The sequence below is a fragment of the Streptomyces sp. NPDC058240 genome, assembly GCF_042882135.1.
In the GTDB taxonomy this organism is placed as follows: Bacteria; Actinomycetota; Actinomycetes; order Streptomycetales; family Streptomycetaceae; genus Streptomyces.
The window spans coordinates 32,722-50,208 of sequence record NZ_JBHVWT010000031.1 but is presented as its reverse complement, the minus strand read 5'-3'; the positions used below and the strand labels follow the sequence as shown (position 1 = coordinate 50,208).

The 17,487-nt window shown below is 69.4% G+C and carries 12 protein-coding genes; 6 read left to right on the top strand and 6 right to left on the bottom strand.

What is annotated here, in order from left to right; translation table 11 throughout:
* Positions 1 to 102 precede the first annotated feature (102 nt).
* The 5 genes from ACFVX4_RS31340 to ACFVX4_RS31320 all read right to left on the bottom strand — a co-directional run bounded on the left by ACFVX4_RS31340 (position 103) and on the right by ACFVX4_RS31320 (position 6,305).
* Positions 103 to 1,575: a glucoamylase family protein gene (locus ACFVX4_RS31340; protein ID WP_389983656.1), complete on the bottom strand. Its 1,473-nt coding sequence runs from the start codon at positions 1,573 to 1,575 to the stop codon at positions 103 to 105.
* A 284-nt stretch (positions 1,576 to 1,859) separates the two neighbouring features.
* Positions 1,860 to 3,062, bottom strand: coding sequence for a glycoside hydrolase family 1 protein (locus ACFVX4_RS31335; protein ID WP_389983654.1), 1,203 nt, complete (start codon positions 3,060 to 3,062; stop codon positions 1,860 to 1,862).
* An 89-nt stretch (positions 3,063 to 3,151) separates the two neighbouring features.
* Positions 3,152 to 4,060, bottom strand: coding sequence for a carbohydrate ABC transporter permease (locus ACFVX4_RS31330; protein WP_389983651.1), 909 nt, complete (start codon positions 4,058 to 4,060; stop codon positions 3,152 to 3,154).
* The gene (locus ACFVX4_RS31325; protein ID WP_389983648.1) at positions 4,057 to 5,049 is read right to left on the bottom strand and encodes a carbohydrate ABC transporter permease; all 993 of its coding nucleotides are present in this window, start codon (positions 5,047 to 5,049) and stop codon (positions 4,057 to 4,059) included. Before ACFVX4_RS31325 ends, ACFVX4_RS31330 begins: the two co-directional genes overlap by 4 nt.
* Before the next feature lie 5 nt (positions 5,050 to 5,054).
* Positions 5,055 to 6,305: a sugar ABC transporter substrate-binding protein gene (locus ACFVX4_RS31320; protein WP_389983646.1), complete on the bottom strand. Its 1,251-nt coding sequence runs from the start codon at positions 6,303 to 6,305 to the stop codon at positions 5,055 to 5,057.
* Between the two features lie 254 nt (positions 6,306 to 6,559).
* Between ACFVX4_RS31320 and ACFVX4_RS31315 the strand changes: the two genes are divergently transcribed.
* Positions 6,560 to 7,549 carry an acetylxylan esterase gene (locus ACFVX4_RS31315; protein ID WP_389983643.1) on the top strand — a complete coding sequence of 330 codons (990 nt, stop codon included), beginning with the start codon at positions 6,560 to 6,562 and terminating at the stop codon, positions 7,547 to 7,549.
* Positions 7,550 to 7,639: 90 nt separating this feature from the next.
* On the opposite strand, the gene ACFVX4_RS31310 is transcribed toward ACFVX4_RS31315, so the two are convergent.
* Positions 7,640 to 8,695, bottom strand: a complete 1,056-nt coding sequence (locus ACFVX4_RS31310) for a LacI family DNA-binding transcriptional regulator (protein ID WP_389983641.1) — start codon at positions 8,693 to 8,695, stop codon at positions 7,640 to 7,642.
* Between the two features lie 171 nt (positions 8,696 to 8,866).
* On the opposite strand from ACFVX4_RS31310, the gene ACFVX4_RS31305 reads away from it, so the two are divergent.
* From ACFVX4_RS31305 to ACFVX4_RS31285, 5 genes are all read left to right on the top strand, one after another.
* The gene (locus ACFVX4_RS31305) at positions 8,867 to 9,346 is read left to right on the top strand and encodes a MarR family winged helix-turn-helix transcriptional regulator (RefSeq protein ID WP_389983638.1); all 480 of its coding nucleotides are present in this window, start codon (positions 8,867 to 8,869) and stop codon (positions 9,344 to 9,346) included.
* A gap of 198 nt (positions 9,347 to 9,544) precedes the next feature.
* Complete coding sequence (locus tag ACFVX4_RS31300; RefSeq protein ID WP_389983635.1) at positions 9,545 to 10,099, top strand: isochorismatase family protein; 555 nt, start codon at positions 9,545 to 9,547, stop codon at positions 10,097 to 10,099.
* Positions 10,100 to 10,340: 241 nt separating this feature from the next.
* Positions 10,341 to 12,782, top strand: coding sequence for an ABC transporter family substrate-binding protein (locus ACFVX4_RS31295; RefSeq protein ID WP_389983632.1), 2,442 nt, complete (start codon positions 10,341 to 10,343; stop codon positions 12,780 to 12,782).
* 529 nt (positions 12,783 to 13,311) lie between these two features.
* Positions 13,312 to 15,183: a translational GTPase TypA gene (typA, locus tag ACFVX4_RS31290; protein ID WP_389983629.1), complete on the top strand. Its 1,872-nt coding sequence runs from the start codon at positions 13,312 to 13,314 to the stop codon at positions 15,181 to 15,183.
* Positions 15,184 to 15,717: 534 nt separating this feature from the next.
* On the top strand, positions 15,718 to 17,361 hold the full coding sequence (locus ACFVX4_RS31285) for an ABC transporter substrate-binding protein (RefSeq protein WP_389983626.1): 1,644 nt from the start codon (positions 15,718 to 15,720) through the stop codon (positions 17,359 to 17,361).
* The last annotated feature ends 126 nt before the right edge of the window (positions 17,362 to 17,487 follow it).

The window sequence follows — 17,487 nt, the reverse complement described above, 5'->3', positions numbered from 1 at the left end:
CCATCCGAAGATTATCTCTTACGGGCCTCGCTGCCATCTTGCCCCTCCCCGCCCCTCCCCTCTCCCTCCCCTCACCCCCCCCCCCACCACGTTCCAGGGGAATCAGATGGAGAACCGCTCCTTGGCGAGCAGCGGCCGCACCTTCGACTGGAACCCGCCGGTCCGGAACGGCCTCTGCAGCAGGCCGGGGCGGATCGCCTGGGCCAGTGCCGCGGCGATCATGCCCTGGTCGAGCGCGAGCAGGTAATCGCTGACCCGCCCGGTACCGACATTGACGGAGTCCCGGAAGCCGTATCCGGCGTGGTACGCGCCGAAGTCGCGGTCGAGCGCGCGCAGGTTGGCGATCGCTTCGTCCGGTGCGTAGGGCAGGGCGAGGAAGGAGGCGTGCGGGGTGACCACACCGTTGGTGAACGCCGACGCGGGCGGCAGCGGTTCGCCGTCCTTCGTGTACGTACGGTCGGTGTTGGAGGCGTAGCCGTCGACCTGCATGCCGATCGCGTCGACGCCGTACTCCTGGTAGCCGCCCTCGGGGATGTTGGCGGGGGAGAAGCCCCAGTACCCGTACCCCGCCTCCGCCATGCCGTGCTCGATCTGGCTGCGGACGTACCGGCGGTGCGTGAGGCCCCAGGACCTCGGCGACCACTCCGCCTCCGGCACGAACAGCGGCACCATCAGGGCCTCGAACATCGACCCGCCCCAGGTGGGCACGATCTTCCGGCCGCGGTGGGTGTAGTGCCCCTGCCAGACGCGTACGCCGTCCATGGCGACGTAGCTGCCCTGCGGGTGCTGCTCCTGCTCGTGCTCGGGGAGCATCGTGCGCAGCAGGTGCCAGTAGTGGTCGGCGGGCAGCGAGCCGTCCGCGATGCCCAGGTAACTGGCCATGCGCGGCTCCGTGTTGAGCGCGCCGTAGTGGTGGCCGGTGGGCTCCTCGGTGTCGGGCCAGAACCCGCCGCGCAGCTGGCCGGGGCCGGCGACCGGGTCGGCCGGGTCGTACGGCGTGTAGTAGTAGGACCAGTCGGCGGTCGCCAGGATGCGGGCGACGCGGGGGCGCAGCGCGGGCGAGGCGTCGGCGGCGATGCGCAGACCGGTGATCAGCCAGGCGTTGTCGACGGAGGACAGGAACGGGCGGACCGGGTCGCCGGTGCCGGGCCACTCGGTGAGGACCGAACCGTCGTGCGCGTCGTACCAGTTGAGCCAGAAGCCGTGGTGGCGTTCCAGTTTCTCGACGGCCCGCACGGTGCGCTCCAGCCTGCGGCGCATGGTGTCGTCGTCGATCACCCCGAGCCCGGCTGCGGCCACGGTCGACCAGAGGCCGCAGCCGATGTTGGTGGGGGAGGTCTGACGCGACTGGACGGGGGCGCCGGGCTTGCTGACATCGATCTTGTCGACGGCGAGACCGAAGTCGGTCGTCATGGCCTCGATCGATCGATACGTGTCGCGGAACCAGCGCAGGAGCAACGGGGCGTGCGAGCCGCGCACGGGCTGGGCGGCGCCCGCCGGGGGCGCGGCCACGGCTCCGAGCGACAGGGCGGCGGCCCCTGTCCCCGCTGCGGTGAGAAACGTACGACGGTCCATCAGAACCCCTCGAAGAAGAGCCACCGACTGTGGGCGGTGGGCGGATTTCGTTCGTCGGTCGTGATTGCGGGCGCGGGGCGCCGTGTTGCGTACGGCATCCGCGTGCGCCGCCGCTCGTGAGCAGGGCAGGACACGAGCGGCGCCGTACGCGGGCACAGGGTCCGGGGGACCCTGCTGTACGGGAACCGGCGTCCGTCAGGTTTCGCCGGTTCCCGTACGGGCGGGAGCGGTCAGGTCGCTCCCGGTCGGGGGGGAGCCGAGGTCGGTCGGCTCGGGGGCCGAGGTCAGTCGGCGATGCGCGGCAGGGCGCGCGTGCGGCCCATCTCGCCCAGCCAGACGGCGGACGGCTTGGGCAGGCGCTCGAAGGTCTCCGGGTCCCAGCCGATCAGGCCGAAGGTGGGCTTGTAGGAGCCCCACTCGTAGTTGTCGAGCGCGCTCCAGGCCAGGTAGCCCTGGATGTTCAGGCCGTCCTGGATCGCGGAGGCGACCTCGTTCAGGGCGCCGGTGTAGTAGTCGACCCGGCGGCTGTCGTCGTCGGTCGCGATGCCGTTCTCGGTCACGATCAGCGGGATGTCGTTGCCCAGGACCTCGGCGGTGTGGCGCAGCGCATGGCCGACCGCGGACGGGTAGTACTCCCACTGCGTGAGGGTGCGCTCGACGCCGTCGGCCGTCGGTATCGGGCCGTCGGTGCCGATCTTGGTCCGGGTGTAGGACTGCACACCGATCCAGTCGTCGCCGCGGGCGGCCTCGATGAAGACGTCCTCGCGGGGGTGACGGTAGGCCGCGGTGACCTCCTCGGCGCCGGGCAGGGCCTGGTAGACCTGGTTGGCGATGGTCCAGCCGACCTGGATGGCCGGGTCGATCGCCCGGACCTCCTTGACGGCCGCGTGGTGCGCGGCGATGACGGCCTCGGTGGTCTCGTCGTCGGGGGTCGGCAGGCCGGCGGGCGGGAAGCTGTTGTCGCCCCGCTTGGCCTGGCCGGCCATCACGGCGATCATGTTCGGCTCGTTGATGGTGCAGACGTGGCTGACGCCCTCGGCGATCACCGGCGCGCAGGCCGCGACGTAGCGCGCGAAGAGCTCGGTCGCGCCCTCGGCGGTCCAGCCGCCGCGCGCCTCGAACCACTGCGGCACGGTGAAGTGGTGCAGGGTGATCATGGGACGCAGGCCGCGCTCGATGGCGCCCTCGACCATGCGGCGGTAGTGGGCGATCTCGGCCCGGGAGAACCGGCCCTCGACCGGCTCGATGCGCGCCCACTCGATGGAGAACCGGTAGTCGGTGAAGCCCAGACCGGCCAGCGTGTCCATGTCCTCGTGCCAGCGGTGGTAGCTGTCGCAGGCGTCCAGGCTGGGCTCCTGGATGTGGGTGCCCGCGGCGTGCTCCTTGACCCACCAGTCGCAATTGATGTTGTTGCCCTCGATCTGGTGGGCGGCCGTGGAGGCGCCCCACAGGAAGCCTTCGGGGAACGGGACCTGGGTGTGCGTCATCGCAAACCGTCTTTCTGGTGATGAAGGGGTGTGGCCGACGGAGTGTGGGGCCGTGGCCTCGTACGTTTCGGTGGGGCCGCCGGGGCGGGCTACTTCATGCCCGCCGTGGCGATGCCCTGGGTGAAGTGCCGCTGGAGCGCGATGAACAGGACCACGACGGGCAGGACGACCAGCAGGGAACCGGCCATCAGCATGCCGTTGGAGCCACCCGCCTTGTTGGGGTCGGTGGCGAAGGTGGCCAGCGCGACCGGCAGGGTGTACTTGTCGGGGTCGTTGGTCGCGATGAGCGGCCAGACGAAGTTGTTCCAGGAGCCCAGGAACGTGAAGATCGACAGCGTCGCCAGAGCGGGCTTCACCAGCGGCATCACGATGCGCCAGAAGATGTACCACTCACCGGCGCCGTCCATCCGGGCCGCTTCCAGCAGCTCGTCCGGGATCGACTGCATGAACTGCCGCATCAGGAAGACCCCGAAGGCTCCGGCGGCGAACGGCAGCACCAGGCCGGCGTACGAGTCGATCAGATGCAGCTTGCTCATCAGCACGAACAGCGGCAGCAGCATCAGGTTGCCGGGCACCATCAGGGCGCCGAGAACCAGGCCGAAGATCTTGTTGCGGCCGGCGAAGTTCAGCTTGGCCAGGGCGTACCCGAGCATCGAGCAGAACACCAGGTTCGAGACGGTGACCAGCACCGCCACGATCACCGAGTTCATGAAGTACAGCGGCAGATCGAGCTTGTCGAGCAGGTCCCGGAAGTTCTGCAGGGTCCACTCGGTCGGGAGCCACACGGGCGGGCTGGCCGTCAGGTCCGCTTGCGTCTTGAAGGCCGAGAGAGCCATCCACAGGAACGGCGCCGACATGATCAGCAGGCCGACCGACAGCAGGACGTAGACGAGGACGCGCTTCGGGTTGCGGGCCTTCTTCGTCCCGGACGGCGGTGTGTCCAGGGGCTTCTTCGACGGCGCCGTCGAGACGGCGCCCGGTGCACTGGTGGCGCTCATTTCGTGTTGTCCTTCAGCAGTCGGAGCTGCAGCACCGTGATGCCCATGATCACTACGAAGAGGACATACGCCATGGCACTCGCATAGCCCATGTGGAAGAAGTTGAAGCCCTCGCGGTACATGTTCAGCGAGACGGTGAGCGTGGAGTCCGAGGGACCGCCCTGGGTCATCACGAACGGCTCCTCGAAGACATTGAGGTAACCGATGGTCGTGATCACCGTGGCGTAGAGCAGCGTCGGCCGCAGCAGGGGCACGGTGATGCCCTTGAACTCCTGCCAGACACCGGCACCGTCCAGCCGCGCGGCCTCCCGCACCTCGGTGGGGATGGCCTGCAGACCGGCGATGAAGAGCACCATGACCGTGCCGAGGTTGCGCCAGACCGCCATCGCGATCATCGACGGCATGGCGAGCGTCTCGGAGCCCAGGAAGTCGGGCGAGGTGAGGCCCACTTCGGAGAAGAGCCCCGCGACGAGCCCGTCGCTCGGGTCGAGCACGAACCGCCAGACCACGGCGACCGCGACGATGGTCGTGACCACCGGGGTGTAGAAGCCGACGCGGAAGAAGGTCCGGGCCCGGTCGATGCCGTTGTTCAGCAGTACGGCGACGAGCAGCCCGAGGAAGATCGTCAGCGGGACGCCGATCACCACGAAGTACGCCGTGTTGAACAGCGACTTGAGGAACTTGTCGTCGCTGAACAGATTGACGTAGTTCTCGAAGCCGATGAAGTTCGCGTCCAGCGGGTGCGTGACATTGCGCAGCCCGAAGTCGGTGAAGCTCATCACCAGCGTCGCGACGATCGGGAACGCCATGAAGACGAGGAAGAGGACGAGGAAGGGGGTGGAGAACAGCCAGCCGGCCACGTTCTGCACGCCCATCGAGGCCTTCTTGCCACCCCGGCGACCCGCGGGCCCGGTGGCCGGGGACCCGGAGGTCCCCGGCCCGGCCTGCACCTTGGCCGTCTGAGCGGCCTTTGAGGTCATGGTGCGCATGACTCCTACTTCACGAGGCCTTCGATTTGGGACTGGGCGGTCTTGAGCGCGTCCTCGGCGGACGCCTTGCCCTGGGTGACCTTGGCGATGGCCTGGTCGACCTTGTCGGTGATCTCCGTCCAGTTGGACAGCGACGGCGAGGCCTTGGCGGTGTCCATCTGCTTCTTGAACACCTGGAGGTCGGCGTCGTCGGCGAGGGTGCCGGAGGTCCAGGCGGAGGTGTTGGCCGGCAGGTCCTTGGTGCGCTTGTACCAGTCGGCCTGGCCCTTGGTGTCCGTCAGGTACTTGATGAACTCGGTGGCGGCGGCCTTGTGCTCGCTGTCCTTGGAGATCGCCAGGGAGGAGCCGCCGGCCATGGAGACGGAGGACTTGTCGGCGGGCACGTTGGCCACCGCCCACTTGCCCTTGAGCTGCGGCTGGCCCTCGTTCAGCAGGGTGACGTGCCAGGGGCCGCCGAAGAACATCGGGACGCGGCCGTTGCCGAAGTCCTTGACCACGTCGTAGCCGGGCTGCACGGACTTGTTGGAGAGCCCCTTGTCGAAGTACGAGCCGTACTCCTTGAGCGCCTTGACGGCCTCGGGGCTGTCGATGACGGCCTCGCCCTTGTCGTTGACGATCTCGCCGCCGGCCGAGTACAGGAAGGAGTAGAAGTTCTGTACCGTGTCCAGGCCGCTGGGCTGGATGGACAGGCCCCACTTGGTTCCGGCCTTCTTCTGGTAGGCCGTGGCGAGGTCCTGCATCTCCTTCCAGTTGGTCGGAGCCTTGGTGATGCCGGCCTTCTCGGCCAGGTCGGTGCGGTAGTACAGGACGCGGGTGTCGACGTACCACGGCACGCCGTACGCCTGGCCGTCGACCTCGCCCTGCTTCCAGCCGGACTGGAAGTAGTCCTTCTCGTTGAAGGTCTTGGTGTCGACCGGCTCCAGCACACCGAGCTCGGCGAACTCTCCCATGTAGCTGCCGCCCATCTGCGCCACGTCCGGCAGGGTGCCGGCGGCGGCCGCGGAGACCAGCTTCTGGTGGGCGACGTCCCAGCCGACCGGGGTCACCTTGACGGTGATGTTCGGGTTGGCCTTCTCGTACACCTTGGCCACATCCGCGAGCTTCTCGCCCTCGGCCCCCATGGCCCAGACGGTGAGCGTCTGCTTCTTGTCCGCGGCGACATCGTCGCCACCGGAGCTGCCGCACGCGGTGAGACCGAGAGTGAGCGCAGCCGTGACTGCGATACCGATCGAGGCGTTTCTGGCGGTGCGGGACATGGAGGGCTCCTCCTTGAGCAATCCGGATGTATGCGCTGCCTGTAAGCGCATACATCACTCTGCGGCAGAGATTCAGGAATCCGCAAGAGGGTGCTAGGTCACACTCGTGCAACGTGCTGGACATCTGAATGTTCAACTTGGCACGGTAAGTGTGCCGTTTGCGAAATTGGGGATGATGTGACCGATTTCGCTGTCGGCTCCATGATGATCAACAGGTCTGTACCGCCGCGGACGGGGCGGATACGGTCGTGTCCATGGCTTCGCTCGAACACGACTTCCCCTTCGATCCGGCTTACGGATACACGCTCCAGGACCTGCTGGGCGTCCCCGCCCCCGCTGCTCCGGACGATTTCGACGCCTTTTGGCAGGCCCGGTACGAGGAGGCCCGCAAGGTCGCCACGGAGCCGGAGCTCGGGCCGCTGGAGGAGGAGCGCGACGGGGTACGGATCCACGGCGCGACCTTCACCTCGGTGGGCGGGGTGCGGCTCGGCGGCTGGGTGGCGCTGCCCGCCGAGGGGCCGGCGGAGTACGGATTCGTCATCGGGCACGGCTACGGCGGCCGGCAGGAACCGGGCCCCGACGTGCCGCTGCCGCTTCCCCGGGCCGCGGCGATCCTGCCCTGCGTACGGGGCATGGGCTCGCGCGGACTGCACCCGGGCATCCCGGACGTGTCCGCCGCGCATGTGCTGCACGGCATCGAGTCGCGCGACACCTATGTCATCGGCGACTGCGTGGCGGACCTGTGGTGCGCGGCGTCGGCGCTGCGCGAGCTGGTGCCGGAACTGGCGCCGGAGGAGGGCGGCCCGGGGCTCGGGTACCTCGGGGAGAGCTTCGGCGGTGGGCTCGGCGCGCTGGCGCTGCCCTGGGACGACCGCTTCGGGGCCGCGCAGCTGACGGTGCCGACCTTCGGCAACCATCCGCTGCGGCTCACCCTGCCGTGCATCGGCAGCGGGGAGTCGGTGCGGGGCCACCACCGGGACCACCCCGAGGTCGCCGAGGTGCTGCCGTACTTCGACGCCGCCACGGCGGCGACGCGGCTGGAGACGCCCACACTGGTGGCCGCGGCGCTCTTCGACCCCTCGGTGCCGCCGCCGGGGCAGTTCGCCGTGCACAACGCGCTGGCCGGTGAGCACGAGCTGCTGGTGCTGAGCGCGGGGCACTTCGAGCACGAGGGCACGGCGGCGGAGGTGGCGGAGCTCCGGGCGGCCCGGCGACGGTTCTTCGCGGCGCGACGGGCGCGGTGACGCGGGGCGTACGGGGGTGCCGGGCGTCCGGCGGCCCCGAGGTCGCCCTCGGGGCCTTTCGTCCGGATCGGGCCGGGGCGTCCGTTCCCGTCAGCCGCAGCCGCAGCTGGCGCGGCGGATCAGGGACACCGGGAGCATGAGCGACACCGGCTCGCTGCCGCTGTTGCCCAGCCGCTGCACCAGCAGCTCCACCGCCTGCTCGCCGAGCTGACGGATCGGCTGGCGCACGGTCGTCAGCGGCGGCCGGACGATCCGGCTCAGCGGAATCCCGTCGAAGCCGGTCACCGCGATGTCCTCGGGCACCCGCACCCCGCGCCGCTCCAGGGCGCGCAGCGCGCCCACCGCCATCTGGTCGTTGGCGAAGAGCACCCCCTCCGGCCGCTCGCCGGGCCGGTCGAGCAGCGCCTCCGCGGCCCGCGCGCCCTCGGCCTGCGTCATCATCTCGGCCCGCAGATCGGGCGCGTCCGGCACCGGGATCCCGGCGTCGCGGCAGGCCTGGCGGAAGCCCAGGAACCGCGCCTCGGCGTCCGGCGATTCGACCTCGCCGCCGACGAAGGCGAGCCTGCGCAGCCCGTGGTCCTCGATCAGATGGCGGGCCAGTTCGCGCTCGCCGTCCGCGTTCGCGACGACGATGTGGTCGAGATGGTCGATCTCGCGGGGGCCGGCGAGCATCACCACCGGAAGCCGGCGCGATATCACTTCGAGGTCCTCGGTCGGCACGGTCTGTGCCAGCACCGCGAAACCGTCGACCCGGCCCGCGACCTTCGCGACGAGGCTCTCGGGCCCGCCCTCCAGCGAGGCGGCGATCAGCAGCGCGTAACCGTGCCGCCGCGCCGCCCGCTCCATGCCGCGGATGATCTGGTCGGAGTAGAGCATCACCGCGTCGTCGGCGTCACTGTCCGCTTCTGCGTCGGCCTCGGCGTCGGGATCGGCGTAGTCGGGGAAGCAGAGGCCGAGCACGCCGGTGGTCCGGCTGGCCAGGCCGCGGGCGTTCCCGCTGGGTACGTAACCGAGCTGGCGGGCGGCTTCGAGGACCCGCTCGCGGGTCTGGGCGCGTACCGAATCGGGGGTGCGGTAGACCCGCGAGACCGTGGCAATGGAGACGCCCGACCGCTCGGCGACGTCGTACACCGTTGGGGCGCTCACTCGACCGACCGTCCGCTTCTTCTTCCGTACCGAAGCACCTGCTGTTGCATGTACCGACCCTCTTCTGAAAGCGCATTCACCCTAGATCGCGGGCCGCGTGACGGGCAAGACCGCCCCCAAGAAAGACAGGCAACCTTGCAAGGTGCCCTGCGCATCTTTTACCTTGAGGACATGCCGGAACCGACTGGAACCACACCCGCCGGCCGTCGCGCCGCGTCGTCCGCCGAGCCGTCCGCCGAGCAGCTGGCGACGCAGCTCGCCGCCGTGGTCGGCCGGTTGCTGCGGCGGCTGCGCAGCACGTCGTCGGGCGGTCTGCTCACGCCGACGCAGCGCTCGGTGCTCGCCAGGCTGGACCGTGAAGGTCCGGCCACCACGGCCGCGCTGGCCCGTGCGGAGTATGTGCGTCCGCAGTCCATGCGGCTGACCCTCGGCGCGCTGGAGAGTCAGGGGCTCGTCGAGCGGGCGCCCGATCCGGCCGACGGCCGGAAGTCGGTGATGTCGCTGACGGAGTCCGGGACCGCGACGCTCGCCGAGGTCCGGGCCGCCAAGCACGACTGGCTCGCCTCGGCCATCGCGGCCGAGCTCGACGGCGCCGATCGCCGCACCATGGCCGAGGCCATCGAGCTGATGGACCGGCTGACCGGGAAGTGACGGCGCCGCTCCGCCGCCGGACCGGGATGCGACGGGTGGCCGTCCGCCGGACCGGCACCGGCTGTCACCCCACCGCACCCCGCGCCCCATACCCCGCACCCCGCGCCCCCATACCCCGCGCCCCGTACCCGCATCGCCCCGCGCGCGTACCCGTACCCACATCCGAACCGTTCGCCCACGCCACACAGGAGCACCACCATGACCGCCACCATCCTCGACCCGAAGACCGCCCTGGTCGTCATCGATCTCCAGAAGGGCATCGTCTCCCTGGACACCGCCCACCCCACCGCCGACATCGTCGCCAACTCCGTCACCCTCGCCGACGCCTTCCGCGCCAAGGGCCTCCCGGTCGTCCTGGTCCATGTGATCGACGGCGCCCCCGGCCGCAACGAGGCGCCGGCGGGGGCCGGTGGGCAGCTGCCCACCGACTGGGCCGACATCGTGCCCGAGCTCGGCCCGCGCGAGGGCGACATCGTGGTCACCAAGCGCACCTGGGGTGCCTTCCACGGCACCGACCTCGATCTCCGGCTGCGCCGCGCCGGCGTCACCCAGGTGGTCCTCACCGGCATCGCGACCAGCATCGGCGTGGAGTCCACGGCCCGCTCGGCATACGAGCACGGCTACAACGTCACGGTCGTCACGGACGCGATCACCGACATGGACGCCGACGCCCACCGCAACAGCGTCGAAAAGATCTTCCCGCGCCTGAGTGAGACGGACACGACGGAGGCGATCGTCGCGCTGCTCGGCTGATCCTCCTGGCCGGCCCGATCCTCGTGGCCGGTCGTCCTCACCCGTGCGGCGCGGCAGCCGGGGCCGCTGCGCCGCACGGGTGAGGTTCGGGGCCGTCGCGCCGTGTCTGCGCCGCCGCTCGCGCGGGGGCGCCTTCAGTGGATGGACGGAATCAGTGTGATCAACTGCAAATGCCACCAAAAACGCACAATCTGGCACACCCCCTGACGGGTGGGTCGGGCCGGCCCCGGAGGTATCAGCCATGTCCCACGTCGGCGTCCCGCGGGGGACGGCCCGAAAGCGCCGCTCCCTCGCGCTCCTCACGACGGGTGTGCTGACGCTCCCCGTACTGGCGGGCTGCAGCTCCGGCGACGGCTCCACATCCGCCGGGACCGCCCCCCAGGACATCGCGGTCACCGGCCGGGACCTGGTCGCCGAGGGCGGCACGGTCGACTGGGCGATCGACGCCGTGCCCGCCACCCTCAACGCCTTCCAGGCGGACGCCGACAGCTCCACCACCCGGATCACCGGCGCCCTGCTGCCGACGCTCTTCCCGCTGGACGCCAACGGCAGGCCGCAGCTGAACCCGGACTATCTGGAGTCCGCGAAGGTGATCGAGCGCGAGCCCAGGCAGGTGGTGCTCTACCGGCTCAACCAGCAGGCGGTGTGGAGCGACGGCCGGGAGATCGGGGCGTCCGACTTCGTCGCCCAGTGGCGGGCGCTGAGCGGCAAGGACTCGGCGTTCTGGACCGCCCGCAACGCCGGCTACGACCGCATCGAGAAGATCGAGCGCGGCGCCGACGACCTGGAGGTACGGGTCACCTTCGCCAAGCCGTACGCGGACTGGCGCTCACTGTTCTCCCCGCTGTACCCGAAGGAGGTGACCGGCTCCCCGGACGCCTTCAACGACGGAGCCCGGACCACCCTCAAGGCGACCTCGGGACCGTTCCGGCTGCGCGGGGTGAATAAGGGGGCGGGCGAGGTCACCCTGGTCCGCAACCCGCGCTGGTGGGGTAACCCGGCCAAGCTCGACTCGCTGGTCTTCAGGGCCGTCGCGCCGAAGGACCGGGCCAACGCCCTGGCCGCGGGCAAGATCGACGTGGCCGACGTCGACGCCGCGGCGGCGCACCGGATCGTGCAGGCGGCCCGCGACAAGGGCGCGAACGGGCAGCAGCTCACCCAGGGACCCGGCGCCGCGACCGGTCCGGCCGCCGCCCTGCGCTCCTGGGCCGTGGCGCACGGCTCGAACGCCGAGGAAGCGGCCGCCGCGCAGGCGGCCAGGGCGAAGAGCCGGGCCGCCGCCGAGGCGTACGCCACCGAGCAGGGCGGGCTGAGCGCCTACGTGGTGCGCAAGTCGCTGGAGCCCGCCTACACCCAGCTCGCGCTGAACGGCGAGTCCGGACCGCTCGCCGACGACCGGGTGCGCCGGGCGGTCGCCCGCGCCCTGAACCGCCAGGAGCTCGTCGACACCGTGCTCAAGCCGCTCGGCCTGCCCGCGCAGCCGCTCGGCAGCCACCTGGCCCTGGCCGGGCAGCCCGCGTACAAGGACAACAGCGACGCGCTCGGCGGCCAGGACACCGAGGAGGCGCAGGCGCTGCTGGCCGACGCGGGCTGGACGCCGGAGGGCGCGGTCAGCAAGTCGGACGGCACCAAGGCGGGCAGCGAGGCCGGAAAGAAGAGCGGGAAGGACGCGGAGAAGAAGGGGACGGGCCCGGCCGCCGGGAAGGACGCGGAGAAGAAGAGCGGGAAGGACGCGGAGAAGAAAGGGACGGGCCCGGCCGCCGGGAAGGCGGGCAGCACGGACGGCAAGACCGGCGACGGCGCGGACCCGCGCGTGCCCGCCGCCGATGACGGCCTGTACATCGTCGGCGACGACAAGCCCGGCGACGGCGACAAGCCCGGCGACGGCGACCCGGCGGGCGGCGCCACCCACGTACTCGCCCCCGCCCCCGCCGCCGCGTTCCACAGCTCCGCCCTGCTGCGCCAGGCCGGATACCTCGCCGAGGCCGGCACCTCCGAGGACGTCCCCGCCAAGGTCACCGCCCACGACAAGCGGCCGGGCGGCGCCGCCGCCGGTGCGTACGCCCCCGCGGGCACCGCGGCCCCCGCACGGGCGGCCGACACTCGCCACGGTCCGCTCGGCAAGGACGGCAAGCCGCTGACCCTGCGCTTCGTCCAGCCGTCCGGTCCCGGGTCGGAGCCGCTGCGCAGCGTCGGGGACAAGATCTCGGCGATGCTCGAATCGGTCGGCATCCGTACGGAGATCACCAAGGTCTCCGACGAGAGCTACTTCCAGGACCACATCGCTTCCGGCGACTACGACCTGGCCCTGTACTCCTGGCCCGCGACCGCCTACCCCGCGACCGACGACCGCCCGATCTTCGCGAAGCCGGTGCCCGCCACCGACGGCTCGCTGCTGGTCGAGCAGAACTACACCCGCGTCGGCACGGACCACATCGACCAGCTCTTCGACCAGGCGGTCTCCGAGCTGGACGAGGGCACCGCCCGGGATCTGATGAAGCAGGCCGACGCCCGGATCTGGGCCGCCGCGGGGTCGATTCCGCTCTACCAGCGTCCGCAGCTCGTGGCAGCGAGCCGGAAGCTGGTGAACGTCGGCGCCTTCGGCTTCGGGGCACCCCACTACCAGGACATCGGTTTCAAGAAGCCGCAGGCCGCCGGAGCCCCGGCCAATAAGAAGAAGTAGCAGGTCAGAACAGCGCCAGAAGCTCAGAACTGGCTCAAATCCCTTGCCCGCCGGCGTGCCCGGCGGGCAAGGTCGCTTCTACCCGTTGACCCGGGTGGCGTCTCAATCCCCCCACCTCCGAGACCCCCACCCCGGAGCCCCCGCTCCGGTTCCCCCGGAGATTCCGCTTCGGAGCCCCACCTCCGAAGCCGCGCGATCCCGCGTCCGCCTCCGCCGCCTGCCGGGCCGCGGCCGTGCCACCGGTGAAATTCACCGGAAGAACCGGCCACCGGGGCAGGAACGCGAGGCGGACGCGGGTTCTCACCAGCGCAGCCGTGCTCGTCGGCACTCGGTGCGACCACCGTCCGCTCCGGCTCGACGGACCCGGCACAGGCCCGTCCCGAGGCCGGTAGAACTCGCCCGGGAAGCCGCGGCGGCGCCAGCCCCGTACCATTGGACTAGCCGTGGCGCGTCCGCCCGGCGGGCGTACGAGGACTTGAGACCGACTTAGACGCCTGATCCCACGATCCGAGAGAAGCGCAAGCCACCCATGCCCACGCGCCACGACATCCGTAACGTAGCCATCGTCGCCCACGTCGACCACGGCAAGACCACGCTGGTCGACGCCATGCTCAGGCAGGCCGGCGCCTTCGCCGCGCACGCCGCCGAGAACCTCGACGAACGCATGATGGACTCGAACGACCTGGAGCGTGAGAAGGGCATCACGATCCTCGCCAAGAACACGGCGGTGAAGTATCACCCCAAGGACGGCGGGGACCCGATCACGATCAACATCATCGACACCCCCGGCCACGCCGACTTCGGCGGCGAGGTCGAGCGCGGTCTGTCGATGGTGGACGCGGTCGTGCTCCTGGTCGATGCCTCCGAGGGCCCGCTCCCGCAGACCCGCTTCGTGCTGCGCAAGGCGCTCTCCGCGAAGATGCCGGTCATCCTCTGCATCAACAAGACCGACCGCCCCGACTCCCGGATCGCCGAGGTCGTCGACGAGACGTACGACCTGTTCCTGGACCTGGACGCGGACGAGGAGCAGATCGAGTTCCCGATCGTCTACGCCTGCGCCCGTGACGGCGTCGCCTCGCTGACCAAGCCGGAGGACGGCACCGTCCCGGCCGACAGCGACAACCTGGAGCCGTTCTTCTCCACGATCCTGGCGCACGTCCCGGCCCCGGAGTACGACGAGGACGCCCCGCTCCAGGCGCACGTCACCAACCTGGACGCGGACAACTTCCTCGGCCGTATCGCGCTCTGCCGCGTCGAGCAGGGCGAGCTGCGCAAGGGCCAGACCGTCACCTGGATCAAGCGCGACGGCACGATGTCCAACGTCCGCATCACCGAGCTGCTGATGACCGAGGCGCTCACCCGCAAGGCCGCCGAGGTGGCGGGCCCCGGCGACATCTGCGCCATCGCCGGTATCCCGGACATCATGATCGGCGAGACCCTGGCCGACCCCGAGAACCCGATCGCGCTGCCGCTGATCACGGTCGACGAGCCGGCCATCTCGATGACCATCGGTACGAACACCTCGCCGCTGGTCGGCAAGGGCGGCAAGGGCCACAAGGTCACCGCCCGCCAGGTGAAGGACCGCCTCGACCGCGAGCTGATCGGTAACGTCTCGCTCCGCGTCCTGGACACCGAGCGCCCCGACGCCTGGGAGGTCCAGGGCCGCGGTGAGCTCGCGCTGGCCATCCTCGTCGAGCAGATGCGCCGTGAGGGCTTCGAGCTCACGGTCGGCAAGCCGGAGGTCGTCACCAAGCAGGTCGACGGCAAGACGCACGAGCCGATCGAGCGCATGACGATCGACTCCCCCGAGGAGCACCTCGGCGCGATCACCCAGCTGATGGCGACCCGCAAGGGCCGCATGGAGACGATGACGAACCACGGTTCGGGCTGGGTCCGCATGGAGTGGATCGTCCCGTCCCGCGGCCTCATCGGCTTCCGTACGGAGTTCCTGACGCAGACCCGCGGCACGGGCATCGCGCACTCCATCTTCGAGGGCCACGAGCCGTGGTTCGGCGAGCTCCGCACCCGTCACAACGGCTCGCTGGTCGCGGACCGTTCGGGTTCCGTGACGCCGTTCGCCATGGTCAACCTCCAGGAGCGCGGTGTCATCTTCACCGAGGCCGGCACCGAGGTCTACGAGGGCATGATCGTCGGCGAGAACTCCCGCGCCGACGACATGGACGTGAACATCACCAAGGAGAAGAAGCTCACCAACATGCGTGCGGCTTCCGCCGACACCACGGAGAACGTGGTGCCGGCCCGCAAGCTCTCCCTGGAGCAGTCCCTGGAGTTCTGCCGCGAGGACGAGTGCATCGAGGTGACCCCGGAGACGGTCCGTATCCGCAAGGTCGTCCTCGACCAGAAGGAGCGCGGCCGCGCCGCGTCGCGCGCCAAGCGCTGATCCGGCACCGGGCGCCGCGCGTACCCGGATGAACAACACAACGGGGCCCGGCCTTCCGTCAGTTGACGGGAGGCCGGGCCCCGTCGTGCGTTGAACCGAGAGGCCGTACGGGCGCGTGGTGTTGCATCCGGTGTTGCATCAGCAACCAGGCGGAATCGGTGGTGCGCTGTCAAGGAGGCCCATCAGGCCCCTGTCCAGTGGTTTTCATCGGCGATCCGTCCGCATATCGATCGTCGCTCTCCGAAAGCTGCGTTAACGGTCCGTTTCGAGGGTGTCTGTCTGGGATCACTTTGTCCGGATTTCGGGCAATCGGGGTTTCTCGATGTTGTCAAAACGAGACCCCTTAAGTGTGGTTTACGGCCCGGTCGTACTTAATAGTTGGCTCCATTGAGCTCGGGTCAATGGGTCACGCACTGTGGGGAGTGCCGACTCACGAGCACACTAGGGGCACTGAAACGATCACCGTCAGGGGTGTCGGTGTATCACTCCAGTGCCCTTCTTGTAGTCAAAAGTGGACTCATGAGGAGGAAACCCATGCGTGGTGCCAAGAGCGCCAAGTGGGTCGCGGGAGCGGCCATCATCGCCCTGGCCGCGACCGCTTGTGGTGGTAACGACAAGAGCAGCGACAGCGGTATGAACTCCGGCAAGGCGGACCCGAACGGGATCCTGACCGCGCAGCTCGGAGAGCCGCAGAACCCGCTCCAGCCGGCGAACGCCAAGGAGAGCCAGGGCAGCCGTGTCCTGCGCACCATCTTCTCCGGCCTGGTCGACTACGAGCCCGGCACCGGCAAGCTGGTGATGGTCAACGCGGAGTCCGTGACGCCCAACGCGGACTCGTCCGTGTGGACCGTCAAGCTCAAGCCGGGCTGGAAGTTCCACGACGGCACCACGGTCACCTCCAAGTCCTTCGTGGACTCCTGGAACTGGTCGGCCAACGTCAAGAACAACCAGACCAACTCCAGCTGGTTCCAGGACATCAAGGGCTACGAGGACGTCCACCCGGCCAAGGGTGCGCCGAAGGCCGACAAGATGTCCGGTCTGAAGATCGTCGACGACAACTCCTTCACGATCAGCCTGACCGGCCCGGTCTCGTACTTCGCGTACAAGCTGGGTTACGACGTCTGGGCGCCGCTGCCCGAGTCCTTCTTCAAGGACCCGGCCGCCGCCGGCCAGAAGCCGATCGGCAACGGTCCCTACAAGTTCGTCTCGTGGGACCACAAGAAGCTGATCAAGGTCCGGAAGTTCGACGGTTACCAGGGCCCGAACAAGGCCAAGAACGGTGGCATCGACTTCAAGAACTACACCACCGCCGACGCCGCCTACTCGGACCTGCGGTCGAACAACCTCGACTGGATCGAGCAGATCCCGACGACGTCGCTCACGAGCTACAAGCAGGACCTCGGCGACCGTGCCATCGACGCGGAGTACTCCGCGGTGCAGTCGATCGTCCCGGCGTTCTACACCAAGCAGTTCAAGGGCATCGACCCCAGGGTCATCCAGGGTCTGTCGATGGCCATCGACCGTGACACGATCACCAAGACCGTGCTGCACGGCACCCGTACTCCGGCCGACTCGTTCGTCGCCCGCGGTGTGATCGGCTACAAGCCCGGCGCCCTCGGTGACGTCGTGAAGTACGACCCGGCCAAGGCGAAGAAGCTCATCGAGGACGGTGGCGGCGTCCCGGGCAAGAAGATCTCGATCCAGTTCAACGCCGACCAGTCGCACAAGCCGTGGGTCGACGCCGTCTGCAACAGCATCCGCAAGGCCACCGGCGTCGAGTGCACCGGTGACTCCAAGCCGGACTTCCAGGCCGACCTGAACGCGCGTGACAACAAGCAGGTCAAGTCCATGTACCGCGGTGGCTGGGTGCTCGACTACCCGGTCAACTCGAACTTCATGCGCGACCTGTACGGCACCACCGCCGCGGGCAACACCTCGGGCTACTCCAACAAGGAGTTCGACGCTCTCGCCGCGAAGGCCGACAAGGCCAAGACGCTCGACGAGACCGTCAAGATGTACCAGGACGCGGAGCAGCTCCTGAAGAACGACATGCCCGCCATTCCGCTGTGGTTCTACAAGGTCAACTCCGGTCAGTCGACGAACGTGTTCGGCAAGATCGTCTACGGCCAGGACGGTGACCCGATCTTCACCGACGTCCAGGTCAAGGCCAAGAAGTAAGCATCGGGATCCGAAGGCCGGTTCCGGGGGTCCTCTTCTTGGGGGGCGGAAGCAGGCCGTCGGGGATGCCCCCAGGGTCTTCCCCCACCCCCCCCTACAGAGACCACCCCGCGGAAGCCACCGCCC

What these genes read in the sequence shown, in the direction of transcription:
- ACFVX4_RS31340 (WP_389983656.1), bottom strand. Translation starts at nt 1,575, where the DNA reads ATGGACCGTCGTACGTTTCTCACCGCAGCGGGGACAGGGGCCGCCGCC.
- ACFVX4_RS31335 (WP_389983654.1), bottom strand. Translation starts at nt 3,062, where the DNA reads ATGACGCACACCCAGGTCCCGTTCCCCGAAGGCTTCCTGTGGGGCGCC.
- ACFVX4_RS31330 (WP_389983651.1), bottom strand. Translation starts at nt 4,060, where the DNA reads ATGAGCGCCACCAGTGCACCGGGCGCCGTCTCGACGGCGCCGTCGAAG.
- ACFVX4_RS31325 (WP_389983648.1), bottom strand. Translation starts at nt 5,049, where the DNA reads ATGCGCACCATGACCTCAAAGGCCGCTCAGACGGCCAAGGTGCAGGCC.
- ACFVX4_RS31320 (WP_389983646.1), bottom strand. Translation starts at nt 6,305, where the DNA reads ATGTCCCGCACCGCCAGAAACGCCTCGATCGGTATCGCAGTCACGGCT.
- ACFVX4_RS31315 (WP_389983643.1), top strand. Translation starts at nt 6,560, where the DNA reads ATGGCTTCGCTCGAACACGACTTCCCCTTCGATCCGGCTTACGGATAC.
- ACFVX4_RS31305 (WP_389983638.1), top strand. Translation starts at nt 8,867, where the DNA reads ATGCCGGAACCGACTGGAACCACACCCGCCGGCCGTCGCGCCGCGTCG.
- ACFVX4_RS31300 (WP_389983635.1), top strand. Translation starts at nt 9,545, where the DNA reads ATGACCGCCACCATCCTCGACCCGAAGACCGCCCTGGTCGTCATCGAT.
- ACFVX4_RS31295 (WP_389983632.1), top strand. Translation starts at nt 10,341, where the DNA reads ATGTCCCACGTCGGCGTCCCGCGGGGGACGGCCCGAAAGCGCCGCTCC.
- typA (WP_389983629.1), top strand. Translation starts at nt 13,312, where the DNA reads ATGCCCACGCGCCACGACATCCGTAACGTAGCCATCGTCGCCCACGTC.
- ACFVX4_RS31285 (WP_389983626.1), top strand. Translation starts at nt 15,718, where the DNA reads ATGCGTGGTGCCAAGAGCGCCAAGTGGGTCGCGGGAGCGGCCATCATC.